General features: G+C 71.4%; 19 protein-coding genes and 1 pseudogene. 10 read left to right on the top strand and 10 right to left on the bottom strand.

Annotation, left to right across the window (positions count from 1 at the left end; translation table 11 throughout):
- Positions 1–52: 52 nt before the first annotated feature.
- On the bottom strand, positions 53–2,104 hold the full coding sequence (locus tag OG490_RS30190) for a SpoIIE family protein phosphatase (RefSeq protein WP_330299426.1): 2,052 nt from the start codon (positions 2,102–2,104) through the stop codon (positions 53–55).
- Between the two features lie 146 nt (positions 2,105–2,250).
- A complete protein-coding gene (recQ, locus tag OG490_RS30185) occupies positions 2,251–4,377 on the bottom strand; it encodes a DNA helicase RecQ (protein WP_330299425.1) in 2,127 nt (708 codons plus the stop codon).
- Positions 4,378–4,565: 188 nt separating this feature from the next.
- Between recQ and OG490_RS30180 the strand changes: the two genes are divergently transcribed.
- Positions 4,566–5,336, top strand: coding sequence for a maleate cis-trans isomerase family protein (locus tag OG490_RS30180; RefSeq protein WP_330299424.1), 771 nt, complete (start codon positions 4,566–4,568; stop codon positions 5,334–5,336).
- Positions 5,337–5,367: 31 nt separating this feature from the next.
- Here the strand turns inward: OG490_RS30180 and OG490_RS30175 are convergent, their stop codons facing one another.
- The 6 genes from OG490_RS30175 to OG490_RS30150 form a co-directional block, all read right to left on the bottom strand.
- Positions 5,368–6,324, bottom strand: a complete 957-nt coding sequence (locus OG490_RS30175; RefSeq protein ID WP_330299423.1) for a hypothetical protein — start codon at positions 6,322–6,324, stop codon at positions 5,368–5,370.
- 76 nt (positions 6,325–6,400) lie between these two features.
- Positions 6,401–7,894: an APC family permease gene (locus OG490_RS30170; RefSeq protein WP_330299422.1), complete on the bottom strand. Its 1,494-nt coding sequence runs from the start codon at positions 7,892–7,894 to the stop codon at positions 6,401–6,403.
- A gap of 165 nt (positions 7,895–8,059) precedes the next feature.
- Positions 8,060–8,581 carry an O-acetyl-ADP-ribose deacetylase gene (locus OG490_RS30165; protein ID WP_330299421.1) on the bottom strand — a complete coding sequence of 174 codons (522 nt, stop codon included), beginning with the start codon at positions 8,579–8,581 and terminating at the stop codon, positions 8,060–8,062.
- 179 nt (positions 8,582–8,760) lie between these two features.
- A complete protein-coding gene (locus OG490_RS30160) occupies positions 8,761–10,176 on the bottom strand; it encodes a phytoene desaturase family protein (protein WP_330299420.1) in 1,416 nt (471 codons plus the stop codon).
- 134 nt (positions 10,177–10,310) lie between these two features.
- Positions 10,311–11,135: an inositol monophosphatase family protein gene (locus tag OG490_RS30155; protein WP_330299419.1), complete on the bottom strand. Its 825-nt coding sequence runs from the start codon at positions 11,133–11,135 to the stop codon at positions 10,311–10,313.
- Between the two features lie 276 nt (positions 11,136–11,411).
- Positions 11,412–11,684, bottom strand: a complete 273-nt coding sequence (locus tag OG490_RS30150) for a hypothetical protein (RefSeq protein WP_330299418.1) — start codon at positions 11,682–11,684, stop codon at positions 11,412–11,414.
- Positions 11,685–11,976: 292 nt separating this feature from the next.
- Here OG490_RS30150 and OG490_RS30145 point away from each other — a divergent pair, with 292 nt between their 5' ends.
- The 9 genes from OG490_RS30145 (at position 11,977) to OG490_RS30105 (ending at position 22,004) form a co-directional block, all read left to right on the top strand.
- On the top strand, positions 11,977–12,588 hold the full coding sequence (locus OG490_RS30145) for a hypothetical protein (RefSeq protein WP_330299417.1): 612 nt from the start codon (positions 11,977–11,979) through the stop codon (positions 12,586–12,588).
- A gap of 108 nt (positions 12,589–12,696) precedes the next feature.
- Entirely contained in the window at positions 12,697–13,365 is a 669-nt protein-coding gene (locus tag OG490_RS30140) for a toxin-antitoxin system, toxin component (protein WP_330299416.1), read from the top strand.
- A gap of 2 nt (positions 13,366–13,367) precedes the next feature.
- Positions 13,368–14,588, top strand: coding sequence for an MAB_1171c family putative transporter (locus OG490_RS30135; protein WP_330299415.1), 1,221 nt, complete (start codon positions 13,368–13,370; stop codon positions 14,586–14,588).
- Between the two features lie 40 nt (positions 14,589–14,628).
- Complete coding sequence (locus tag OG490_RS30130; protein ID WP_330299414.1) at positions 14,629–15,810, top strand: MAB_1171c family putative transporter; 1,182 nt, start codon at positions 14,629–14,631, stop codon at positions 15,808–15,810.
- A gap of 68 nt (positions 15,811–15,878) precedes the next feature.
- Positions 15,879–17,090, top strand: coding sequence for an FAD-dependent oxidoreductase (locus tag OG490_RS30125; RefSeq protein WP_330299413.1), 1,212 nt, complete (start codon positions 15,879–15,881; stop codon positions 17,088–17,090).
- 110 nt (positions 17,091–17,200) lie between these two features.
- Positions 17,201–18,463: an NADH:flavin oxidoreductase/NADH oxidase family protein gene (locus tag OG490_RS30120; RefSeq protein ID WP_330299412.1), complete on the top strand. Its 1,263-nt coding sequence runs from the start codon at positions 17,201–17,203 to the stop codon at positions 18,461–18,463.
- A gap of 212 nt (positions 18,464–18,675) precedes the next feature.
- Positions 18,676–19,251, top strand: a complete 576-nt coding sequence (locus OG490_RS30115) for a toxin-antitoxin system, toxin component (protein WP_330299411.1) — start codon at positions 18,676–18,678, stop codon at positions 19,249–19,251.
- Positions 19,251–20,423, top strand: coding sequence for an MAB_1171c family putative transporter (locus tag OG490_RS30110; protein ID WP_330299410.1), 1,173 nt, complete (start codon positions 19,251–19,253; stop codon positions 20,421–20,423). The genes OG490_RS30115 and OG490_RS30110 overlap by 1 nt, the downstream gene beginning before the upstream one ends.
- A 135-nt stretch (positions 20,424–20,558) precedes the next feature.
- Positions 20,559–22,004: an FAD-dependent monooxygenase gene (locus tag OG490_RS30105; protein ID WP_330299409.1), complete on the top strand. Its 1,446-nt coding sequence runs from the start codon at positions 20,559–20,561 to the stop codon at positions 22,002–22,004.
- A gap of 76 nt (positions 22,005–22,080) precedes the next feature.
- On the opposite strand, the gene OG490_RS30100 is transcribed toward OG490_RS30105, so the two are convergent.
- Positions 22,081–23,079 carry a TIGR03842 family LLM class F420-dependent oxidoreductase gene (locus OG490_RS30100; RefSeq protein ID WP_330299408.1) on the bottom strand — a complete coding sequence of 333 codons (999 nt, stop codon included), beginning with the start codon at positions 23,077–23,079 and terminating at the stop codon, positions 22,081–22,083.
- 26 nt (positions 23,080–23,105) lie between these two features.
- Positions 23,106–24,041, bottom strand: a pseudogene (locus OG490_RS30095) (amidohydrolase family protein); the annotation flags it as partial.
- Positions 24,042–24,239 lie beyond the last annotated feature (198 nt).

The following is a 24,239-nucleotide window of genomic DNA, read 5'->3' as shown; positions in this document are numbered from 1 at the left end:
AACAATTCATTGCGCTAGACACAAAGCATTTTTGCGCTAGTGCAATACGGGTTCAGCTGGTGCGGGCCAGCAGGACCGCCACGTCGTCCTGCGGGGCCCCCGGCAGCAGCCTGGCCAGGATGACGTCGCACAGGGCCTCCAGCGGCTCCTGAACTCCCTTCAGGGCCTCCGCCAGGCCCGCCATCCCCTCGTCCAGGTCCCGGTCCCGCGACTCGATCAGGCCGTCCGTGTAGAGCGCCAGCAGGGTTCCCGGGGGCAGCTGCACCTCCTCCGTGCGGAACTCCCGCCCGCCCGTGCCCAGCGGGGTCCCCGGCGGGCCGTCCAGGAAGCTCACGACCCCGGCCGGGGTGACCACGGCCGGCGGCGGGTGGCCGGCGCGGGCGATGACGCACGTGCCCGTCGCCGGGTCGTGGACGGCGTAGGCGCAGGTGGCCATCTCGTCCTCGCCCAGGTCGGCCACCACCGCGTCCAGGGAGCGGAGCATCTGCTCCGGGGGCACGTCGTGGCGCGCGAGGGTGCGTACCGCCGTGCGCAGCTGGCCCATGACGGCGGCGGCGTGGATGCCGTGGCCCATCACGTCGCCGATCACCAGACCGGTCCGGCCGCCCGGCAGCTCGATCACGTCGAACCAGTCGCCGCCGACGTCGTGGTCGCTGGCCGGCAGGTAGCGGCCGGTCAGCTCCAGGCCGGTGACCTCGGGCAGCGCGTTGTTGGTGAGGCTGCGCTGCAGGGTCAGGGCCGCCGCCCGCTGGGTGGTGTACATCCGGGCGTTGTCGATGTTGAGGGCGGCCCGGGCGACCACCTCGTCGATCAGCACGCAGTCCTCGCGGTCGAAGGGCTCGCGCCCGCGCTCCCGGGTCACCACCACCACCCCGAGCACCCGGCCCCGGGCCACCAGCGGGACCATCCGGGCGCAGCCGAGGGTGGCCAGGTACGCGCGCAGCGCGGCCGCGCGCGGATCCGTGATCAGGGCCGGGATGTCGGCCGTGAACAGGTTCATCGGCACGCCCTCGCTGATGACCTGCTCGTAGGCGGTGCCCGCCGGGATCTGGAAGGTCTGCCCGGGGACCAGCCGGGCCGTGGGCGCCGCGGGATCCGGGAACAGGGCGGCGAGGCGCCGGAGCACGCCACGGGTGGACGCGCCGGCCTCGTCGGGGTCCAGGACCGCTTCCAGCAGCTGTACGTCCGCCGAGTCCGCGAGCTGGGGCACCAGCACCTCCGCGATCTCCTGGGCGGTCTGCCCCAGGTCCAGCGTGGTGCCGATGCGGGTGCCGGCCTCCGCGAGCAGGGCGAACCGGCTCCGGGCCCGCTCGGCCTCGGCCTGGGCGCGCTGCCCGTCGGTGATGTCGATGAGGGAGGCGATCAGGCCGAGCCGCCGCCCGGAGCCGTCCAGCAGCGGGGCGTACGAGCAGGACCAGGTCCGGTCGTGGTCGGGGTCGGCGGGGGTGCGGCCCGTGCGGCGGACGTCCACGACGGCGGAGCCGCACTCCAGCACCTTGCGCATGAGCCCCTCGAGCGCGGTGGCATTGACCCCGGGCACCACCTCGGTGAGGCGTTTGCCCACGTGGTCGGCGGCCGGCACCCCGTTCATCCGGGCGAGCGCGTCGTTGACCCGCAGGAAGCGCAGGTCGTTGCCGAGGGTGCCGAGGCCGATGGGTGACTGCGTGAAGAGGGTCTGGAGCGCGGCGAGGGAATCGCGCATCCGCAGGACCTCGGTGGTCTCGACGGCGATCAGCATGGCCCCGGTGCGCCCCTGCGGATCGGGGGAGGGCAGGATCCACATCTCCATCGGGACGCGGTGCCCGTCGCGGTGGCGCACGGGCAGGGTGCCGCCCACGGTCTCCCCGGCCTGGACCCGGCGGGTGAGCTGATCGGCGAGCTCGCGGTTGTTGTCGGGGACGAGCACGTCGGAGCCGAGCCGGCCGAGGATGTCCTCGGGGCGGTAGCCGAGCAGGTCCTGGGCGGCCAGCGACCACTCGACGACCCGCCCGTCGGCGTCCTCCCGCCACAGGGCGATCGGCAGCAGTTCGCTCAGCACGCCCGCGTACCCGACCGCAGCCGCCGGCTGGTCCGGTACCTCGCTCGTCTCCTGGTACGTGTCCAATGCGCCGACCTCACCCCAGGGGGCCCGATTCCTACCGATTCACCCTATCCGAGGCTCCGGCCCCCGGCGCTGTGTCGGTTCGGGGCCGGGGGCGCGGCGGCGCGGGAACCGGTCCCGGACCGGTGTCCGCGCACCCGGCGGCCGGGTCACTCCCAGTCGTCCCACGGCGGGTCCATCTCCTCGTCCCCCGGCCCGAAGAGCGATTCGCTCTCCTCCGGGGCCCCGGCCGGGGCCCTGCCCGCCGGGGCGGCCACCGCAACGGCAGCCGGCGCCGCTGCGGCCGCCCGTGTCGGCGCGGCCGCCCGTACGGGTGCCGCCACCCGTGCCGGTGCGACCTCCGGCGCCGGCGCCGGTACGGGTACGGGTACCGGCGCGGCCGCGGCCGCCCCGTCGGTGTCGGCTCCTGCTCCGTCGCCGTCTCCGGCTCCGCCCAGGGTCCGCAGGATGCCCTCGGCGTACTTGGCCAGCTTCGCCTCGCCGACACCGCTGACCGTGCCCAGCTCCGCGACCGTGCCCGGCCGCTGCGTCGCGATCTCGCGCAGCGTCGCGTCGTGGAAGACGACGTACGCCGGCACGCCCTGCTCCCGCGCCGTCTCCGCGCGCCAGGCGCGGAGGGCTTCGAAGACCGGCAGCGCGGCCGCCGGCAGGTCGACCGGTACCCGGGCGCCCTTCCCGGAGCGGGATCCGGACTCCTTGCGGGAGGACCCGGCGGCCGGTGCCGTCTCCTTGCGCATCGACAGGGTGCGGCGGCCCCCGAGCACCTCGCCGCTGGCCTCCGTCAGCACCAGCGTCCCGTAGTCCCCCTCCACCGCCAGCAGCCCGAGCGCCAGCAGCTGGCGCACCACCCCGCGCCACTCCGCCGTGCCCAGGTCCGCGCCGATGCCGAACACCGAGAGCCCGTCGTGGTCGAACTGGATGACCTTGGCCGTCTTCTTGCCCTGGAGGATGTCGATGATCTGGCCGGCACCGAACTTCTGCCGCCGCTCCTTGGCCAGCCGCCACACCGTCGACAGCAGCTTCTGCGCCGCGACCGTCCCGTCCCAGGATTCGGCCGGGGCCAGGCAGGTGTCGCAGTTCCCGCAGGGCTCGCCCGACTGCCCGAAGTACGCCAGCAGCCGCACCCGGCGGCAGCCGACCGTCTCGCACAGCGCGAGCATCGCCTCCAGGTGCGCCGTCAGGGCACGGCGGTGCGCCTCGTCCCCCTCGGAGCCCTCGATCATCTTGCGCTGCTGGACCACGTCCTGGAGGCCGTAGGCCAGCCAGGCCGTGGCCGGTTCCCCGTCGCGGCCGGCGCGGCCGGTCTCCTGGTAGTAGCCCTCGACCGACTTCGGCAGGTCCAGGTGGGCCACGAACCGCACGTCGGGCTTGTCGATGCCCATGCCGAAGGCGATCGTGGCCACGACCACGACCCCGTCCTCCCGCAGGAACCGGGACTGGTTGGCCGCGCGCGTGCGGGCGTCCATCCCCGCGTGGTAGGCCACGGCGTCGATGCCCTGCTCCACCAGGGCCGCCGCCGTCTTCTCCACCGATGCCCGCGAGAGGCAGTAGACGACCCCGGCGTCACCGGCGTGCTCGGTCCGGATCAGCTCCAGCAGCTGCTTGACCGGGTTGTTCTTCCCGACGATGCGGTACTGGATGTTCGGCCGGTCGAACCCGGCCACGAAGTGGCGGGCCTCCCCCAGGCCCAGCCGGGAGGCGATCTCGGCGTGCGTGGCCTCGGTGGCGGTCGCGGTCAGCGCGATGCGCGGCACCTTCGGCCAGCGCTCGTGCAGCATGGACAGCGCGAGGTAGTCGGGCCGGAAGTCGTGGCCCCACTGGGCGACGCAGTGCGCCTCGTCGATGGCGAAGACCGAGACCGTGGCGCGGTCGAGGAGCCGCTGCGTGCCCTCGGTGCGCAGCCGCTCGGGAGCCAGGTAGAGGAGGTCGAGCTCGCCGCCGAGAAAGGCCCGCTCGACCTCGCGGCGCTCGTCGACCCCTTGGGTGGAGTTGAGGAACCCGGCGCGCACCCCGAGCGCGTTGAGCGCGTCCACCTGGTCCTGCATCAGGGCGATCAGCGGCGAGATCACCACGCCCGGGCCTTCTCTGACCAGCGCCGGAATCTGGTAGCAGAGCGACTTTCCGCCGCCGGTGGGCATCAGCACGAGCGCGTCGCCGCCGCCGACGACGTGCTCGATGATCTGCTGCTGCTCGCCGCGGAAGGAGTCGTACCCGAAGACACGGTGGAGCACCTGCAGGGCATCGGGGATCTCGGCTGCTGCTTCCGGAGTGGTCATCCCAGAAGCCTAGCGACCTCCTCGGACACATCGGTCCGGATGCCCCGCCCCTGTGGACAACCCGGTGGGGTCCGAGCAGCCCCGCCGACCTCCCACAGCGGCCCGCCCGCGGCGGCGCGGCCCCTCGGTACGGAGGCCGGGCGGTGACAAAGTAGGTCGTCTCCCCCAGCCTCCGAGAGGAACGCGCGATGTGGCAGCCCGACGGGTGGGACGTACGCGTCCGCCTCGGTGTCCTCACCCCGCACGCCGACGTCGGCCCCGAGTCCGAGCTGCGGGCCATGGCCCCGGCCGACGTCGGCATTCACGCCGCCCGGGTGCCGTTCGGCGCGATGGGGACCGGCGGAGCGATGGACCCCACCATCCCGCTCGCCCCCGTACGGGCCTTCGCGGAGCCCCCGCATCTGGACGAGGCCGCAGCCCTGCTGGCCGCCGCGCCCGTGGCGGTGATCGCCTTCGCGTTCACCAGCTCCGCCTATGTCATCGGCCCGCGCGGCGAGGCCCACATGCTGGCCCGCCTGGAGAAGCTCACCCACGGGCTGCCCGTGGTCGCCACCTGCGCCGCCGCGGTCGAGGCGCTGCGGGCCCTGGGGGCCGGCCGGATCGCCCTCGTGGACCCGCCGTGGTTCGACGAGACGCTGAGCGACCTGGGCCGGGGGTACTACGAGGACTCCGGGTTCGAGGTCCCGTACGCCGCCCCCTGCGGCCTCCCCAGCGGGCAGACCCTCATCGCGCCCCGCGCCCTGCACGACTGGGTGGCGGCGCAGGTCCCCGACACGGCGGAGGCGGTCGTCATCGGCGGCAACGGCTTCCGCGCCGTCGGAGCGATCGCGGCCCTGGAGGCCACCTTGGACCGCCCGGTCCTGACCGCGAACCAGGTGCTCCTCTGGGCGGCCCTGCGCACGGCCGGCTTCCCGACCGCCGCCATCACCGCCTACGGCCGCCTCTTCTCGACTCCCTGAGGCCGACCACGGCGCCGGCCGCCCTCAACGGTCAGCGCGACGCGCCGAGAGTCTGTGCCCGGTCCCGCCAGCGGATGAAGAGGGCCTCCGGGTCGCCGCTGTACGACCACGGGATCCGCGTGGCCCTGTTGTCCAGGAGGGCGAAGACCTCCACGGACTCCTCCTCCATGCCCCCGTGGACCAGGCCGTGGGCCAGGTAGTTGAGGTCCGCGACGTCCTGGGCGTACGGCCTGGTGCGCTGTGCGATCCAGTTCTCCAACGCCGTACGCAGATCCCAGCGCGCCCGCTCGCCGCTCCAGTGGGTGGCCAGCCCGACCGCCGACTGTCCCTGGGCCTCGCGCTCGTGCCGGTACTGCTCCACGCGCGCCACCTGCGGCAGCACCGCGAGGGGCGAACCGGGGGGAGCGTATACGGCGCCGTCCCAGGCGAAGTTGTAGGACTCCCCGTGCGAACCGTGCCAGCGGGCGGACAGGTAGCGCAGCACCTGGTGGTGGCCCTCGCGGTGGTGGGGGTCGCGGGCCCGCAGTTCCTGCCACCAGTGGCCGATGTTCGGGTCGCCGCCCTCGTACAGCCTGCCGAGGGTGACGAGGCAGACGTAGGGATGCGGATCCTGGGGTGCCAGGTCGCAGGCCCGCAGGCAGGCCCGGGCCACCTGGTCCAGGGCGTCCCTCCCGGGCATCGCCCCGCTGCTCGCAGCGGCGAACATCCGCATCACCTCGGTCTCCGCGCGCAGCAGGGCGGCGTCCGGGTTGCCCGGGTCGGCGGCGTACCAGACGTCCACGGTCCGGCTGCTCGCCGCGGCGTCCGCGAGGAGCCGGATGCGGTGCGCACGCCGGTCCCAGTCCTCTCGGGGGTGCTCCGCGAGGAGGTCGCGGACCCCTTCCCAGCGGCCCATCACCAGGTCCTGGCGGCATTCCTCGAGACCGCGGTCACCGTACGCCTGGTCGTAGACCGGTGCTCCTGAACGCCGGCGCAGCCAGGCCGCCATGCACACTCCTCGATTCGGTTCTCTTCGTTGGGGGCGCGAGGGTCGTCGAACCCCGGGTGCCCGGGGACCGCGGACTTCAGAAGTCGGTGAGGATTCCGTCCCGCCGTTCGGACGCGGCGAGCCCCCCGGCGGCAGAGGTCGCACCGGTCAACTCGTCCGCGGCATCCGCCTGTTCGGGATCCAGGGGCCTGGGCCGGAAGTAGGAGGCGCCCCGGAGTCGGGAGAGGGTCATCGGGATCAGGCCCAGTGCGAGCGCCCCGAGGCCGATGACGAGGGCGCTGCCGGTCAGTTCCGGAACCGACATGACGAAGATCCAGATCATGAACAGGGCTCCGCCGAGCGGCCACAGGCCGATGAAGAGGAACGTGCCCACGGACCTGAACAGCACCTTGCGGTAGGCGACGACGACCGACAGGCCGGCGAGTGCGTAGTAGAAGGCGATGTGCAGGCCGATGCCGCTGACGGCGTCCCGTACGAACTGCGCCCCGGAGCCGGCCGTGGCGGAGACGGCGACCAAGAGGAGCGCCACGGCCGCCACGGTGGCCGTGGCGACGGAGGGCGTCCGCCAGTCGCGGTGGATGCGGCCGAACACGGCGGGCACGGTGCGGTCGCGGCCCATGGCGAAGAGCGTGCGGGTGGCCTGGAGGAGGCTCGTTTCCAGGGTGGCGACCGTGGACAGCATGACGGCGAGGACGAGCAGCCGGCCGCCCCAGCCCGGCCAGACGGCGTCGCCGAGCACGGAGAGGAAGCCGTCGGGGTTCTTGCGAACCGCATCCGCACCGATGAGGACGTTGGTGGCGATGGTGAAGACGACGAAGACCGCGAAGGAGACCGCGACGCCGATCAGGCCGCCGAGTCCGAAGGAACGGGGACTGGAGCGGGTCTCCTCGTTGAGGTTGCTGGAGACGTCCCAGCCCCAGTAGGTGACGCCCGCGATCAGCGCCCCGGCGACGAAACCGTGCGACTCGTCGAAGTGGCCGAAGCCGAACCAGGAGAGCGAGAAGTCCGCCGCGTTCCCGTCCTTGGCCAGGGCGGCGACGGCGAAGGCCAGGAGCAGCGCGAGTTGGCCGGCGGTGAGGATCCGGCGGGTGTACGGGCTGATCCGGGCGCCCTGCGCCACCACGACGGCCATGAGCAGGAACCATCCGGCGCCGACGGCCGTGGCCAGGCCCGTGTTCGCGGCCAGGTCCGGGCTGACGAGGGCGAGCGTGGCGCTGCCGGCCGGGAGGGTGGCGGAGACGAGGAAGGCGGTCGCGGCGACGACCAGGGCCCAGCCGCTGAGGAATCCGAGGAAGGGGTGGAGTGCGCGCGCCACCCAGGAGTAGCTCGCCCCGGCGTTGACGTCGAGGCGTCCGAGGTGGCGGAAGGCCAGCGCGATGCCGATCATCGGGATCGCGCAGTAGAGGAGCACCGCGGGGCTGGCGACACCGACGGTGGCGACGAGTACGGGGATGGTCGCGGCGACGGTGTACGCCGGTCCGCAGCCCGCGATCGCCATGACCACGGAGTCGAACGTCCCCAGGGAGCCGGCCTGCAGGCCACCCCCGTCGCTACCGGCCCTCTTGCCCACTTGCTCCCCTTCATCAACACCACCTACAGGTGCCTGATCATGCGCACGCCAGAGGGGAGGCACAAGGGTTACTCTTCGGTTTCTTTTGGTGAACCTTTCATTCCAGGTGCAGTTCATCCGTCCCGAAGAGCCCTTGCTTCGGATTTCGTTGTGCGGGGCGGAGCCCTAGGGGGTGTCCGCGCCCACCGCCGCCGCGAAGGCCTCGTAGGCGCGCTCGTCGAAGAGCACGAAGCGCACCTCCTCGACCTCCGTCCGGGCCGCCCGTACGGTGGCCACCGCGATGCGGGCCCCGTCGTCCATGGGCCACCCGTAGATCCCGGTGGAGATCGCCGGGAAGGCGACGCTACGGGCTCCCAGCTCGTCGGCGACCCGCAGCGACTCCCGGTAGCAGGAGGCCAGCAGCGCCGAGCGGTCCTCCTCCTTCGACCAGACGGGCCCGACCGTGTGGATCACGTGCCCGGCCGGCAGCCGGCCCGCGGTGGTGGCGACCGCCTTGCCCGTGGCCAGACCCTTCCCGTAGTGGGACCGACGCAGGTCCTCACAGGCGGCGAGGATCTCCGGTCCGCCGCGCCGGTGGATGGCCCCGTCGACCCCGCCGCCGCCGAGCAGCGAGGAGTTGGCCGCGTTGACCACGGCGTCGGCCTCCTGGGCGGTGATGTCTCCCCGGACAAGTGTGATGCGCGGCATCGGGATTCCTTCCTTCGCGAGTGCTGCACGGTAATCGGGGAACTGCCTGGCCGCCGCGGCATTGTTCCGACCGGTCGGCGTCCTCCTCCAGCCGGGCCGCGAGGCGGGCAGGGCCGCGTGCCCCGGAGACGGCCTCGGCCTGAGCTCCCGCCGGGGTGCCCGCCTAAGCCGACTCCCGCCTACACGGAGCGCAGGTGCCGCCAGACCGCCTTGGCGGCGTTGTGGCCGGACATGCCGTGCACGCCGGGCCCGGGCGGGGTCGCCGAGGAGCAGAGGAAGACCGCCGGGTGGGCCGTCGAGTACGGGGACAGGGTGAGCCTCGGCCGCAGCAGGAGCTGGAGCCCGGAGGCGGCTCCGCAGGCGATGTCCCCGCCGACGTAGTTGGGGTTGCGGGCGGCGAGCTGCGGAGGGCCCGCCGTGGCGCGGGCGAGCACCAGGTCGCGGAACCCTGGGGCGAAGCGCTCCAGTTGGCGTTCGACGGCGTCGGTGAGGTCGCCGTCCCAGCCCGCCGGTACGTGACCGTAGGCCCAGAAGGTGTGCTTGCCCTCGGGGGCCCGGCCGGGGTCGACCAGACTGGGCTGCGCGGTGATCAGGAAGGGGGTCCGGGGGGCACGCCCGCCCGAAGCCAGCTGCAGGGCGGCGTCGATGTCGCGGGTGCGCGGGCCGATCTGGACGGTTCCGGCCCGGCGCGGCTCCTCGGCGGTCCAGGGGACGGGCCCGTCCAGGGCGTAGTCGATCTTGAACACGGAGGCCCCGTACCGGTAGCCGTCGTAGACGCGGCCCAGGCGCGCGATACGGGCCAGCGCGGTCGGCGAGGTGTCGAAGACGTACGCCCGGGCCGGCGGGAGGTCGTCGAGCCGTTTGACCTCGAATCCGGTGTGGACGGTGCCTCCGAGGTCGCGCAGGTAGCCGGTGAGGGCGTCGGAGATCGACTGCGAGCCGCCGCGCGGCATCGGCCAGCCGTTCGCGTGCGCGGCCAGCGCGAAGACCAGACCGACGGCGCTGGTGCCGATCCCGCCCAGCGGGGCGATGACGTGTGCGACGAGTCCGGCGAACAGGGCCCGGGCCCGGTCTTCGCGGAAGCGGCCGAGCAGCCAGGTGGACGGCGGCAGCCCGCAGAGCCCGAAGCGCGCGAGAGTGAGCGGATCGCGGGGCAGCGCGGTGGACGGCAGGGACATGAAGTCCCGGGCCAGGGAGTCCCATTTCCCGAGGAAGGGTTCCACCAGCCGCCGGTACGTCCCGGCGTCGCGCGGCCCGAAGGAGGCGGCCGTCTCCGCGACGGAGCGGGAGAGCACGGCCGCCGTGCCGTCGTCGAAGGGGTGCGCCATGGGCAGCGGGGCGTGCAGCCACTCCAGCCCGTACCGCTTCAGCGGCATCGTGGCGAAGACCGGCGAGCCGGCTCCGAGCGGGTGCACCGCCGAGCACGGGTCGTGCCGGAAGCCGGGGAGGGTGAGCTCCTCGGTCCGCGCTCCCCCGCCCACGGTGTCGGCGGCCTCGAAGACCTCCACCGAGAAACCGCGCCGGGCCAGCTCGACGGCGGCCGTCAGCCCATTGGGCCCGGCCCCCACCACAACCGCATCGAGAATCGACGGCACTTGCGACTCCTTAGTCCGGACGGCGCCACCGCCCCCAGGGTAGGGCGCCTGTCCAGATGCGAACTCCGCGGGCTCCTGCGGCCGGACGCCGCGAGGCGGACGGGAACGTGACGACAGACCCTGGGGCCATCGGCTCACTCTCCCCGCAGCAGCTCGCGGATCCGTACCGCCGTGGCCTCGTCGCGGCCGACCGCGAACGGCAGCGCGTTGTCCCGGTCCACCCGGAAGGGGACCCGGTCCACCGTGCTCTGCGCGCCGCCCGCCTCCGCGACCAGCAGCAGCCCGGCCGCGTGGTCCCAGGCGGAGGGCCAGTTGAAGGCCAGGCCGTCCATCTCGCCGCGGGCCACCCGCAGGTACTCCAGCCCCGCGGAACCGCACGGCCGGGAGGTCACCCCGGGCACCTCGAGACGGGCCAGGATCCGCCGGTCCTCCTCGGTGGTGTAGAAGGGGTGGGCGGTGGCCACGCGCAGTTCGGCGCCGGGCTCCGGCGAACCGCTGCTGATCCGCACGCCGTTGACGTAGGCGCCCTGTCCGCGGACGGCGGTGGACATCTCCTCCAGCGCCGGGGCGAAGGTCCAGGAGGCGAGTATCTCGCCCCGGTGCGCGAGCGCCACCAGCGTGCAGAACGCCGGGTCGCCGTGCACGAACTGCCGGGTGCCGTCGACCGGGTCCACGATCCACACCGGCGCGTCGCCGCGCAGCGCCCCGTACACGGCGGGGTCCGCGTGGACCGCTTCCTCGCCGACCACGGCCGAGCCGGGCAGGATCCGCGTCAGCTCGGCCGTGAGGTACTCCTCGGCCTTGCGGTCGGCGTCGGTCACCAGGTCGTGCGGGCCGCTCTTCTGGTCGACCTCGTGGTCGGCGAGCTGGCGGAATCTCGGCATGATCTCGATCGCCGCCGCCTTGCGGACGGCCTCGTCGACGGCGGACAGGTCACGGGCGAGGAATTCTTCGATCATGCCTCCAGCAAAGCACGCCCGGCTGACAATCCCCACCGGCGCATCCGGCGGGTGGCGGACCCCCCGGTGGACCGCGGGTGAACGGGCCGACCGCCCCGGGTCGCCGGGACACCCTGCGCAGCCGCCCGGGGACGGAACGGAACCGATGCCACCTCCTGGCGGGCTCCACCCGCCCGTGCCGGACCGGCCGAACCGCCCCGCCCCGGGCCCTGCCCCACCTGCCCGCCCGCCCCGTCCGCGTCCCCCACCCGGGAGCCCTCCCGTGCGCCGACCGGCCTAGTTGGTGGCGAGGTCGCCGACCACCTGGCGCTGCGGGGCCAGGTGCTCGGACTGGCCGTCGATCAGGCTCTGCGGAGCCCCGTGCTGGAAGTTCCCGTCCATCAGGTACTGCGGGCCGTTCTGTATGTACTGCGCACCGTTCTGTATGTACTGCGCGCCCTGGCTCTGCGGGGCGACGGTGCTGTGGTTGTCGGCGAAGGCCGGTCCCGCACCCAGTGCGGCCAGCGCGAAGGCTGCGGTGGCGGCTGTGGCGGTGGCTCTGACGTTCATGACGGTCCCCCCGGGTCCGGCCGGCCCGCGGTCGAACCGGCTCGGGATCCAGGCTGTCAGGCGCGGGTGGAGTCCTGCAACCGGTCGGGACGCCTCCGGTGACGAAGATCGCCGGCACCGGGCCGGAGCACCCCACGGACCACGGCCGCCACGGTCACTGGTCATGCACCTGCTAGCCTTCCCGCGAAACGATCATTTCATTGCGGATCCGAACGTTCCGTGATCTAGTGACGGCGGGGGCCGCGGGCTCGTCTCGACCACAGGATCCCCTCCAGGCCTACCGGGAGGGTCCGTGAGCGACGGGTACGAACACCTCGCCAGGACCGTGAGAGAGGTCGAGGAGCTCCGGTCGGAAGCGGGACTCGACCGGGCGTCGGTTTTCAACCTGCGGGACCTCTCCTTCCACAGCTCCATTCCAGAGGCCGACATCCGGCGACTGCTCGACGGCGAACTCGTCGAAGCGCCGAGGAGCGCCGCGGCCGAACTGGCCCGCCGCATCGTGTTCCTCAGGGAAACCCGGCTGACCGTGGACAAGCACACCGGCGGCCGACGTCAGTACACCACCGCCGAGATCGCGGCCGGCAGCGGGATGACCCCGCAGTGGCACGGCAAGTTGCTGAACCACAGCACGCCCAACATCTGGCACGGAGCCGGCCTCGCCAAGTTCTTCGACGTCCCCATGGAGTACTTCACCCAGACGCCGGCGGAGGCCGTGAAACGGGTTCTGGACAGCAAGGTCGTCCCGAACCTCACGGCGCTCCTCAGGAATCCTTCCGGGGCCGTGCGAAACCGTCACGCCATGCAAGTCCAGCTCCGTCTCGGCGACAAGGAGCTGTCCCCGAGCCTGGAGACGGCTTTGATGGCCTTCATGGACGCGATCACACAAGAAGACTCCGGACCCTAGGGTCGGGTCCGGACGCCGTGGACGACCTGGTTTTCGGCCACGGGCAGCAGTAGGGCGAGCCGCGGCTCAACCGCCCATCGGAGGGGAACGCAGAGTGGGGGCATTGGGATGAACGAGGTGAAGATGGCGGGGTTCCACAAGGGGGTACGCGCGACCCTCGGCAGGCTGCCGTCCCATCAGAGCCTGCTCGCCGGGCCGAGAACCCACCTGGCGCGGCGATCCACCGCGCGGAAGATCGCGAAGTTCTGCGATGCGGTTCTCGCCGGTCTCGACAGGCCGATCCCCTCGGATCCGGACAGCCTGTTCGCGGTGCTGAGGGCCGACGTCGAGCGGCGCTTCAACGAGGACCGCGCCGCGCTCCCGTTCCGTCCGGTCCTCCTGTACTTCCGCGAGTTCCCCGAGGAGACGGCCAGTGGCCTCACGGCGAGGTTCGACGACCGGATCGTCATCGTCGTCGAGAGTCAGACGACGACGCTCCACCAGTTCGTGATCTTTGCACACGAGATGTGGCATGCCTTGATGGGAGAGTGCCTGACCCACGGGGCCCACGACGGCGTTGCCGCGGCGGCCGCCAGGTCGCTCGGTGGAGAACTGGTGGGCGACGATCTCCTCGCCCTCGCCGCGAGGAGCCACGTCGACACCCAAGAGGAAAGCGATGCGGAGGAGTTCGGGCTGCAGATGGGAGCCCGGCTGCGCGAATGTCTACAAGGGGGCGGTGCCGTGACGACAACCGGTTTGGCAGGCCGGATCCAGTCCAGCATGGGTAGAGGCTACTGAGCATGACCGGACCGGACTATTACATCCCCGCCGGCGTCCTGGCGATCGCTCTGGCGGTGAAGGCCCCCTCGTTCTGGCGCAGCTGGCGCTCGCCGATGTCGAACTCGATTTTCGTCATCCTCGCGGCCTCGGCGGCGGGTTTCGTGTTCGGTGCTCCGCCGACGATCGAACGGGTCAACAAATTCACCGGCGTCCCGAACGTGTCGGCGCTCATCGTCTACTGCATCCTGTCGTGCCTGTCGTGCGGCTCGATCGTGCTCCTCATCCACTGGCGCGGGGGGCCCGAAGAGATCCTCCAGAAGCACACCAGGATATGGATCGCGGCGACCGCCGTACTGATCGCGACGTTCTGTGTTCTCTTCTCCCTCAGCAGCGTGCCCATCGAGCAGCAGCGCGACTTCGACACCTTCTACGCGAACACCCCGTACGTGCGGGAGATGATCGTGCTCTATCTGACCGCGCACATCGCCACGAGTCTCGTGGTGGCGACGAAATGCTGGCGGTGGGCCCGTGAGCTCCGAGATCTCCAGGCAGCGTGGACCCACTGGGGCCTGCGCATACTCGTAGCCGCGTTCGGTATCGGCTTGTCGTTCGCCCTGCTCAAATTCCTGGCCGTCGGCGCCCGATGGGCCGGTACGGACCGATGGGACTCACTGAGCACCGACGTCGCCCCTCCCCTCGCGGGACTGGGCGCCGGCATGACGACGATCGGCTTCCTGGTGCCGGTCGTCGGGCCACGGCTGGGGTCGATGTGGGGGTCCTGGCGGGCCTATCGGGCGATGGAACCCCTCTGGCGTGCGCTCGAGCCCTTCGCGGGACCCGGGAAGCCCACCTGGATCCGCCTCACCTCGTCACCGGAGATGCGGGCGATGGCCAGGTCCACCGACATTTCCGATCGCCTGCTCAACTTGGCGCCCCACCTGGACGGCAGCCACCGCGAGGCGGCCGAGCGGTACGCCTCCTCGCAGGGCTGCGAGCCGGACGTCGCCCTCATCTTCGCCGAAGCGGCCACGATCCACGCCGCCTTGGCCGCTGCGGAGGCTGCCGCGGAGGTCGCCGGGAGGCCGTCGTCCGGGCCGGCGGCCATCGCTGCCGAAACGGGTGCCACGATCGACACCCGCGTGTCGGGAACAAATGGTCTGGCCCGCCTGAGCATCCAGTTCTCCAAGATCCGCCGCTCCGACCTGCGCGTGGGCGACGCCGCCCGCTCAGAGAGCAATTGATCATGCGCACCCTCCCCCATGGGGCTCGCGGGAGCCGTCGGTGAACGCGGGAACGGCGTACCTGTCCGTAGCCGCCGGCTTATTCGTCGCCACCGCCGTCAAACTCTGGGCGCTGCGGAAGAACCCGCGAGACCCGCTTCTGAGGGCCGTCGTCGTGGCTCTTTTCATCGCCGGCCTCCTGTTCGTCACGGCGGCTCCCCCGAATCTCGCGGTCATCAACGAGCTGTTCGGCATGCCGAACATCGCGGCACCCATCGTGTACTCGATCCTGACCGCGTTCGACGGCGTCAGCATCGTGTTGCTGATCCACTGGCGGGGAAACGAGGATGCGCGCGTCACCCTGCGGCAGACCCGGCTGTGCCTGACGACCTACGCCACGGTGATGGTCGCCATGTACGCCCTGTTCGCGCTGGGCGACGCACCGGTCGAGCGGCTCCGGGACCTGGACACCTATTACTCCAGTACGCCCTGGATCCGCGAAATGATCCTCCTCTACCTGGCGGCGCACAGTGTCGCGGCCGTCACCATGGTGGTCCTCTGCCTGCGGTGGTCGAGGCAGGTCCCGGGCACCTTGAAGGCAGGCCTGCTGCTGATCACCGTCGGCGCGGTGTGCATGTTCGGCTACGACCTCTTGAAGTTCACGGCGATCGTCGCCCGCTGGCTCGGCCACGACTGGGACTCGCTGAGCACCGACGTCGCCTTCTCCCTGGCCGGTTTCAGTGCCCTGCTCTTCTTCGCCGGTTTCATGCTCCCGCCCATCGGACAAGGCGTGGGCTCCCGGTGGCGGGCTCTTCGCCGCTTTCGCGGGCTGCAGCCGCTCTGGTTGGAGATCCGCCCGGAGATACCTCCTACGAGTCCTCCGCCGATGCCGTGGTGGCAGCCCGTGGAGCGTCGGCTCATGCAGCGTGAGAGGGACATCTTCGACGCGGTACTGCGGCTGATGCCCTGGTTCGACCGGTCGACGGGCACGGAGGTCTACGCACTGGCCTTGGCCGAGCACTCCGAGATCCGCCGTGCCCGAGGTGAAGCCGATGCCTCTGTGATAGTCCGCGCGGTCATCCGGAAGGGGGACGCCGTGCCGGCCCTCGCTCCCGAGCATCGTTGGACGGTCAGCTCCATCGAGGACTCCGAAGACCTCGTGGACATGTCCGCCGCCATCCTGCGCTCGGCGCGGGTCGAACGGACGCGGCAGTCCACCGCACCGGCAGAGCACGGTGCATGACCGCGGCGAAGCCGCCTGAGAGCCCCTGGTCCTTCCGCCTCGCAAAGCCCCTTCACAGAGAGATGACCATGGCCACCACACACCCGAAGCACGTCGAAGCCCTCATCATCGGCGCGGGGTACGCCGGTCTGCTGGCCGCATCCGTGGTGGCCCTGGCCGGCTACGACGTACTCGTGCTCACGGGCGGCCAACCCGCCGCCTCCCCACGGGAGACGCGCTTCGGACCCGCTCGGCACGGCGAGGTCCTCCACGTCGGCGGGATGTGGGACATCAACGATCTGGCCTACGGCTCGGGTGCGATGCTGCAGCGCCGCGGTGCTCGGACGTTCCCCTTCCCGGCCGGGGACCACCTGTCCCGGACACGCCCGCGAGCCTGGGGCACCCGTGAACTGCTGACGTGCAGCCACGGCCTCTTGACCAGCGTGCTGCGCGAGCTCGTCGTCGCCAACCCCGCACGCGAGCGGGACACCGTCGTCCTGGACGGCGCGCAGGCCGTCGGGCTCATCGGCGACGAGTCCGCCGTGGTCGGCGCGCGCGTGCGGTTCGGTGACGGGACCGAGCAGGACGTCACCGCGCAGCTCGTCGTCGACGCGAGCGGCGCCGACGCGTGCACCGGGACCTGGCTGAGGGATCTCGGCGTTGCCGCCGTAGCCGTCACCTCACGTGGCACGGCCGGGTTCTCCGCCAGCCGTCTCTACCGGGCACCGGAGGGACAGGCGGACACTCCCGTCACCGCTGTCGCGGACGGCGCCCGCAGTGCGGTGCTCGTCCCGGTCGAGGACGGATTGTGGGCCGTCACCCAGACCGCCCCGGATCGTGAACGGATCGCCGACGCGGATGCCTTCGCCGATGCCGCACTTGCCCTGGCGGACCCCACCGTCGGCCGGCTCGTCGCCGGGGCCGAGCCCGCGGGCGACGTGGTCACCACACCCACTTCGGCCCTGCGCTGGCACAGGTACGAGCGTATCCGCGGGCCCCGCGGCTTCGTCGTCATGGGGGACGCCCTGGCGACCTTCAGCCCGCTGGACGCGCGGGGGCCGCTGGCGGCCGAGGCCGCCGCCAGAGCCCTGCGCGTGGCACTCCTGCATGGCATCAGCCACCCGACGGCGTCCCGCAGGGCCCAACAGGCGATGGCCGAAGAGGTCGCGCCCCTGTGGTCCGATCCCCGGACGGGCATGATGGGTCGGGGCCGGCCCGGGCCCGTCACCCCGGGCCTCTCCACACGCCTCTCGCGCGTACGGGCGGCAGCAGGCCACGTCCTGAAGCTGCGAGCCCGCTGAGCCGCACACCGCACAACGCGCCGGCCCCCGGGCTGGGCACGAACCGAGAACGGCACCGTACACACGGGCCACAACGACGTCGCGTGACGACATCCAGAGGGGAACCTTCCATGCATCTGTCCACACCTCTCGTACTGCAGAGCGGCGTCCGCATCTCCAACCGGATGGCCAAGGCCGCCATGGAGGAGAGCCTCGCCCGCCAGCCCGGCCAGCTGCCCGGGCCGGAGATGGAGGAGCTCTACCGGAGCTGGGCCCGCGGCGGAAGCGGATTGATCATCACCGGCAATGTGATGATCGACCGGCGGGCCCTCACTTCTCCGGGAACGGTCGTTCTCGACGCCGACACCGACCTGGCCCCCTTCCGCCGCTGGGCCGCGGCGGCCGGCTCGGAGGGCGGCCAGGTGTGGATGCAGATCAACCACCCGGGCCGGCAGGTCCGGTCGGACCTGCCCGGAGTCGCCTGGGCGCCGTCCGACATCGGCGTCAGCCTCGGGAAGCACACGAGCGTTTTCGCCCGCCCGACGGCGATGACCGAGGAGGATGTCCAGGCCACGATCGGCCGGTTCGCCACCACGGCACGTCTCGCGCAGGAGAGCGGGTTCCACGGCGTCCAGATCCACGCGGCCCACGGCTACCTCCTCAGCCAGTTCCTCTCCCCCCTGGTCAACCGCCGCACCGACCAGTGGGGCGGCAGCCTGGAGAACAGGGCGAGGATGCTCGTGGAGGTGGTGCGGGCCGTTCGCGCGGTCGTGTCCCCGGGCTTCGCCGTAAGCATCAAGATCAACACCGCGGACTTCCAGCGCGGCGGCTTCGATGTCGACGAGGTGGAACAGGTACTCGCGTCTCTCGAAGGCCTCGGCGTGGACCTGGTGGAACTCTCCGGCGGGAGCATGGAGAGCGCGGCGACCATGGGCCGCACCGCCGATGACAGGAAGCTCGACCGGGAGGCCTACTTCCTGGCGATAGCCGAGCGGCTCGTCGCGTCCGCGCCCATGCCGCTCATGCTGACGGGAGGAATCGGCCGTCGCGCCTCCGCCGAGCGGGTCCTGACGAGCGGATTCGCCATGGTCGGGCTGGCCACCGCCCTCGCGCTCCACCCCGACCTGCCCACGCGCTGGCAGGAAGGGGACGACATAGAGGTCGCGGCACCGCGCCTCAACTGGCGGGACAAGGACATCGCCAGCGCAGGCGTACTGGCCCTCGTACGGGCGCACATGAGCCGCATCTCCCGCGGGCTCCCGCCCCGCGCCCGGACCTCCGCATCCCTCGCCCTCATCCGCGACACGCTGCGGAACCGGGGGATGACCCGGACTTACGGGCGGTGGCTGTCCCAGAACCCGGCGCCGGAGGCAACCATGCCGCTCAGCGGCTGAGGGGCCCGGGGAGCGCCACGGCTTCGGTTCATCGCCTTCCGGGGTTTCTCCGAAACCCCGGCCGCGATACGGCCCTTACTGAGCCTAATCTGGGACCTGCGGCCGAGTACGACGTGAGGGCGAGCCCGAAGTGAGGGCGAGCCCGCGCCGGACCCACAGAGCAACACGGATCAACGCCGAACGGCATGGGGTGCGCAGGTGAGGAGTCAGGGATGAGAATCGTGAGGAACCGGCGGCTGGAGCAGGAGATGGTACGGCTCTGCGATGAGCTGTACGCCGGCCTGGGTGAGCCCGCACCCCGCGACATCACCGAACTCATCGACCGCATAGCCGTGCATCTCACCGCCTACCGTGGCGATCCCGGACGGCCCGTGCGCATCGTGCGCCGGGACTTCCCGCAGGGCCTCGGCATCGTCTCGGGGCTCTGGCTCGACCGGGAGACCGAAGACATCATCGTCGTCGCGAAGAGCACCAGTCCCTTCCACGCCCTGGTCATCCTGGGGCACGAGATCTGGCACATGATCAAGGGCCACTGCGGTACTTACGCCCTGGGTGGGCAGGTGGCCACGCGTCTGATCGGCGATGACGTCCTGACCTCCGCGGACCTCGACGAAGCCGTGCGTCTCGTCGCCGCGCGGACGCACGCCGCGGGGGGTGACGAGGCCGAGGCCGAGCAGTACGGCCGCATGCTGGGCCGGCGGTTTCGCCACTTGGTCGAAGTCGATTCCACGCAGCGGGTCCTCCACGGTCCGGCCGCCCGTATCCAGGCTTCTCTCGGCAACGGCTGATGAACGGCTCGGACTACTACATACCGGCGGCGGCCCTCGGCATCGCCTTCCTCTCCAAGCTCCCCGGGCTGATCCGGCAGTGGAGCAACCCCATGGTGCGGTCCGTCGCGGGACTGCTCCTCATGGCCAGCGCGGGATTCGCCTTCGCCGCGCCCCCCACGATCATCGTGGTCAACCGGTCGGTGGGGCTGCCGAACGTCTCCGGGCCGCTGGTCTACGCCATCCTCAGCGTGTTCAACACGTGCTGCATCGTGCTCCTCGCCTACTGGCGCGAGGGATTCGGCGTCGAGGTCCAACGCCGCGTGCGGCGGTGGTTCGCCGTGTGCGGCGCGGTCGTCGCCTCGCTCGCCCTGTGCTTCGTCCTGGGTGATGCCCCGGAGGAGCGGCTCCGGGACCTGGACACCCATTACGCGTCCACGCCCTGGATCCGCGAAATGATCGTCATCTACCTCACCTGGCACATCGTCGTCGGCACGGTCGTGCCGGTGATGTGCTGGCGGTGGTCGCGCGTGGTCGACGGGTGGCTCCGGGCAGGCCTGTTGACCCTGGTGGCCGGCTTCGTCTTCAGTACCGGTTTCGGCCTGGCCAAGGCCGCGGCGGTCGTCGCCCGCTGGACGGGCGGCGACTGGGACTTCCTCAGCACGGACGTCGCCCCGCCCCTGGCCAGTGTCGGAGCCGTCCTGACCACCTCCGGCTTCCTGTTGCCCCAGGGCCGTCGCCTGGCCGAGGCCTGGGAGACATGGCAGACCTACCGGTGGATGGGACCGCTGTGGCGCAGGCTCCGCGTCCTCATGGGCCTGCCGGCGTCGGCCAGTTGGTGGACGTCGCTCGGTTCCCGGCTCTTCGACCGCGAAACGGACATCTACGATGATCTGCTGGCCTTGGCCCCGTACTGCGACCTTGGGATCATGACGGCACATCACGACAGGGCGCTCGACGACGGAGTCAGCCCCCCTGAGGCGTGGGCCGCGGCCGCGGCCATAATGATCGCGTTCGCCATCGAGGCCAAGGAATCCGCTGCGGAGAGCGGCGAGGACTTCCCGGAACAGGGCACGGCCGCACTCAGCGCCGTACTCGCCACCGGCACCAGGGGCATCGCCCGCATCTCCCGCCAGTACGGAGCACTTCCCCGCCCCACCGCGGGTGCCCCGCTGGGAAGACATTCATCATGAACGGCCCCCGTCTCTTTGTGCCGCACGCTCCCCCGCCTTCGATGCTGTCGGCCTTGTGATCCTTTCCCCGCCTCTGTCGATACTCCTCATCGTCCGAGCCACCCGCGAAGCGGCAGTCCTAGAGAGCAACACACGATGACCCAGCAGCCCTACGGCACTACCGGCACGACCCGCGCCGTCATCCTCGGCGGCAGCCTTGCCGGTACACTCGCCGCCGCCGCCCTCGCGCCCCACTTCGTGGAAATCCTCATCCTCGAACGCGACAAGGAACTGCCCGATACCGCAGTGCCCCGGCCGAGACTTCCCCAGGCCGCCCACGCCCACATGCTGTGGTCGGGGGGCGCGGACGCGATCGAAGCCCTGCTTCCCGGCACGACCGAGCGGTGGCTCGAGGCCGGAGCCCACCGCGTACCGATCCCCAACGGCATGGTCTCCTACTCGGCCGCAGGCTGGTTCCGGCGGTGGACCGAGACCCACTACCTCATCGGCGCCAGCCGTGACCTCGTCGACTGGGGCATACGCACCGCGGCCCTGGCCATCCCCAACGTCGGCGTGCGTACCGGCACGACCGTCACCTCGCTGGTGGGCAGCGCGTCGAAGGTCTGCGGTGTACACGTGCGCGACGAGGGCGGCGAGGAGAGTGTGATCGACGCCGACCTCGTGGTCGACGCCACCGGTCGTGGCTCCAAGGTCCTGGAGTGGCTCGAGCAGATCGGCGCTCCCACAGTGAGCGAGACCGTCGTGGACGCCGGGGTACGGTACGCCAGCCGCCGCTACCGCGCCCCTCTGGGCGCCGAATCCGACTGGCCCGTCATCCACATCCAGGCCGACCCCCGGGAAGGCAGGCCCGGACAGGTCGTCTCGATCATCCCCATCGAAGACGGCCAGTGGCACGTCAGTCTCTCCGGCACCCGCGGCGCCGAGCCGAGCGCCGACGAGAACCTCTTCGAGGAGTTCGCCGGAGGGGTCCGCCACCCGCTGGCCGCCGAATTCCTCGCCCGTGCGGAGCCGATCAGCGACGTCGTCGTCTACGGCCGGACCGCCAACCGGCAGCGGCGCTTCGACAAGGCCGCGATGCCCGCCGGCTTCGTCGTCCTCGGTGATGCCGCCACCAGCCTCAACCCCGTCTACGGCCACGGAATGTCCGCCGCCGCCCTCGGCGCGCTCGCCCTGCGCGACACCGCGGCGAAGACGCCCGTGACCGCACCCAAGTTCGCGGCCCGGGCCCAGAAGGCGATGGCCCGTCCCGCCGCCGCGGCCTGGCTGCTCGCCGTCGGCCAGGACCGCTTCTATCCGGGTGCCGTCGGCAAGACGCCCAACCTGGCCGACAGGCTCGCAGCACGCTACGTCCACCGCCTCAGCCACACCGCCATCGGCAACTTCCTCGTGGTCAAGGCGCTCACGGACGTGATGACGATGCAGAAGCCCGCCTCTGTCCTCGGCACCCCCGACGTCCTGATCGCCGCGGCCCGCGGCCCGCGCAAGCCCCTGCTCGACGGTCCCGCACTCACCACGAGGGAGCAGAGCATCCTGGACCGCGCGCCTCTCCGCCGAGCAGAAAAGATCAAGACCTCCGACTGACGGACCCGCCCCGGCCGCGGCAACCCGCTGCGGGGCCAACCTCCTGGTCGACCCCACGCCACGCCGCTCCCCGGAGTCAGCGGAACATCGGGATGATCTCGGAGCCGTACACGTCGATGGTCGCTTCCCGGGCGTCGTGCATGTTGTAGAGGGCGAACTGGTCGACGCCGAGGGCCTGCAGGGCGCGGAGCTTCTCGATGTGCGCCTCGGGCGGGCCCAGCAGGCAGAAGCGGTCGACGATCTCGTCCGGGACGAAGTCGGCGGACGGGTTCCCGGTGCGGCCGTGGTGGCTGTAGTCGTAGCCCTGCCGGGACTTGACGTACTCGGTCAGCTCGTCCGGGACCATCGAGGAGTGCTCGCCGTAGCGGGAGACCAGGTCGGCGACATGGTTGCCGACCATGCCGCCGAACCAGCGGCACTGGTCGCGGGCGTGGGCCAGGTCCTCACTCACGTACGCGGGGGCGGCCACGCAGATCGTGATCGCGGACGGATCCCGGCCGGCCTCCACCGCGGCCTGGCGGACCGCCTTGACCATCCACTCCGTGAGGTAGGGGTCCGCGAGCTGGAGGATGAACCCGTCCGCCTTCTGCCCGGCGAGCGCGAGGGCCTTCGGCCCGTACGCCGCCATCCAGACGGGAAGCTTCCCGTCCTTGATCCAGGGGATCCGGACGGGGTTGCCGTCGACCGAGGCCTCCCGGCCCTCCGCCAGGTCGCGGATGACCTCGATGGCGTCCCCCAGTCGGGCCAGGGTGTTGGGGGCCCGCCCGGCGACCCGCATCGCCGAGTCGCCGCGGCCGATCCCGCAGACGGTGCGGTTGCCGTACATGTCGTTGAGGGTGGCGAAGGTGGAGGCGGTGACCTCCCAGGTGCGGGTGCCGGGGTTGGTGACCATCGGGCCGACGTGCAGTCTCTGCGTGTTGGCCAGGATCTGGCTGTAGATGACGAACGGTTCCTGCCACAGGACCGCCGAGTCGAAGGTCCAGCCGTAGCGGAACCCGTTGCGCTCGGCGCGCTTCATGAGGCTGATGACTTGGGAGGCTGGCGGGTCGGTCTGCAGGACGAGGCCGAAGTCCATCGGGCGGCTCCTTGCGGGTTGCGCGCTTACAGGTACTGGCACGTGGACCGGTGGATGAAGGCCCCGTGGCCGGCGCGGCCGGTGTATTCGCGCCGGTCGATGACGAGTTCGCCCCGGGACAGGACCGTGTCGACGCGTCCGGTGATCCGCTTGCCCTCGTACGCCGAGTAGTCCACGTTCATGTGGTGCGTCTCGGCGGAGATGACCTGCTCGGCGTGCGGATCGTAGAGGACGATGTCGGCGTCGGAACCCGGCGCGATCGTGCCCTTCTGCGGATAGAGGCCGAACATCCGGGCCGGGCTCGCACAAGCGATCTCGATCCAGCGGCGGCGGCTGATGTGCCCGTCCAGGACGGCCTGGTGGAGGAGGTCCATACGGTTCTCCACGCCCGGCAGCCCGTTCGGGATCTTCGAGAAGTCGCCCCGGCCCAGCTCCTTCTGGCCCCGGAAGCAGAAGGGACAGTGGTCGGTGGAGACCACCTGGAGGTCATTGGTCCGCAGCCCCCGCCACAGCGCCGCCTGGTGCTCGCGCGGGCGCAGCGGAGTGGAGCAGACGTACTTCGCACCCTGGAAGTCGGGCTCTTCGAGGTTGTCGGTGGACAGGAACAGGTACTGCGGACAGGTCTCGCCGAAGACCGGCAGCCCCTTGTCCCGGGCCGCCGCCAGCTCCGCGACGGCCTCCTCCGCCGAGACGTGGACCACGTAGAGGGGGGATCCGGCCACCCGGGCGAGCTGGATGGCGCGGTGGGTGGCCTCGGCCTCCAGGAGCACCTTGCGGACCTCGCCGTGGTGGCGGGGATCGGTCTCCCCGCGCGCCAGAGCCTGTTCCACGAGGACGTCGATCGCGATGCCGTTCTCGGCGTGCATCATGATCAGCCCGCCGTTGCCGGACGCCCGCTGCATCGCACGCAGGATCTGCCCGTCGTCGCTGTAGAAGACCCCGGGGTAGGCCATGAACAGCTTGAGTACTCTAAGAACCCTCAAAAGCGATCGCGTTGAGCGTTGCGAGAGTCTCAATGCGCCGCGGAGGACAAGACGGCAGGATCGAGCCCACGCCTTCTTGTCCTCCGTGCACCCATCGAAGCGTGCGCCGATCCCCAACTGGGCCCCAATGGAGGCCACCGGGGCCTTGGGGGCCGCCCGCCTGTAGTGAACGGGCCG

The sequence above is a fragment of the Streptomyces sp. NBC_00503 genome (assembly GCF_036346895.1).
Taxonomy (GTDB): Bacteria; Actinomycetota; Actinomycetes; order Streptomycetales; family Streptomycetaceae; genus Streptomyces.
Note: the sequence above shows the minus strand (reverse complement) of the source record. Positions and strands in the feature narration are given on the sequence as shown.

Coding starts and splice junctions, on each gene's coding strand:
- recQ (WP_330299425.1), bottom strand. CDS start 4,377: ATGACCACTCCGGAAGCAGCAGCCGAGATCCCCGATGCCCTGCAGGTG.
- OG490_RS30180 (WP_330299424.1), top strand. CDS start 4,566: ATGTGGCAGCCCGACGGGTGGGACGTACGCGTCCGCCTCGGTGTCCTC.
- OG490_RS30175 (WP_330299423.1), bottom strand. CDS start 6,324: ATGGCGGCCTGGCTGCGCCGGCGTTCAGGAGCACCGGTCTACGACCAG.
- OG490_RS30165 (WP_330299421.1), bottom strand. CDS start 8,581: ATGCCGCGCATCACACTTGTCCGGGGAGACATCACCGCCCAGGAGGCC.
- OG490_RS30155 (WP_330299419.1), bottom strand. CDS start 11,135: ATGATCGAAGAATTCCTCGCCCGTGACCTGTCCGCCGTCGACGAGGCC.
- OG490_RS30150 (WP_330299418.1), bottom strand. CDS start 11,684: ATGAACGTCAGAGCCACCGCCACAGCCGCCACCGCAGCCTTCGCGCTG.
- OG490_RS30140 (WP_330299416.1), top strand. CDS start 12,697: ATGAACGAGGTGAAGATGGCGGGGTTCCACAAGGGGGTACGCGCGACC.
- OG490_RS30135 (WP_330299415.1), top strand. CDS start 13,368: ATGACCGGACCGGACTATTACATCCCCGCCGGCGTCCTGGCGATCGCT.
- OG490_RS30125 (WP_330299413.1), top strand. CDS start 15,879: ATGGCCACCACACACCCGAAGCACGTCGAAGCCCTCATCATCGGCGCG.
- OG490_RS30120 (WP_330299412.1), top strand. CDS start 17,201: ATGCATCTGTCCACACCTCTCGTACTGCAGAGCGGCGTCCGCATCTCC.
- OG490_RS30115 (WP_330299411.1), top strand. CDS start 18,676: ATGAGAATCGTGAGGAACCGGCGGCTGGAGCAGGAGATGGTACGGCTC.
- OG490_RS30110 (WP_330299410.1), top strand. CDS start 19,251: ATGAACGGCTCGGACTACTACATACCGGCGGCGGCCCTCGGCATCGCC.
- OG490_RS30105 (WP_330299409.1), top strand. CDS start 20,559: ATGACCCAGCAGCCCTACGGCACTACCGGCACGACCCGCGCCGTCATC.
- OG490_RS30100 (WP_330299408.1), bottom strand. CDS start 23,079: ATGGACTTCGGCCTCGTCCTGCAGACCGACCCGCCAGCCTCCCAAGTC.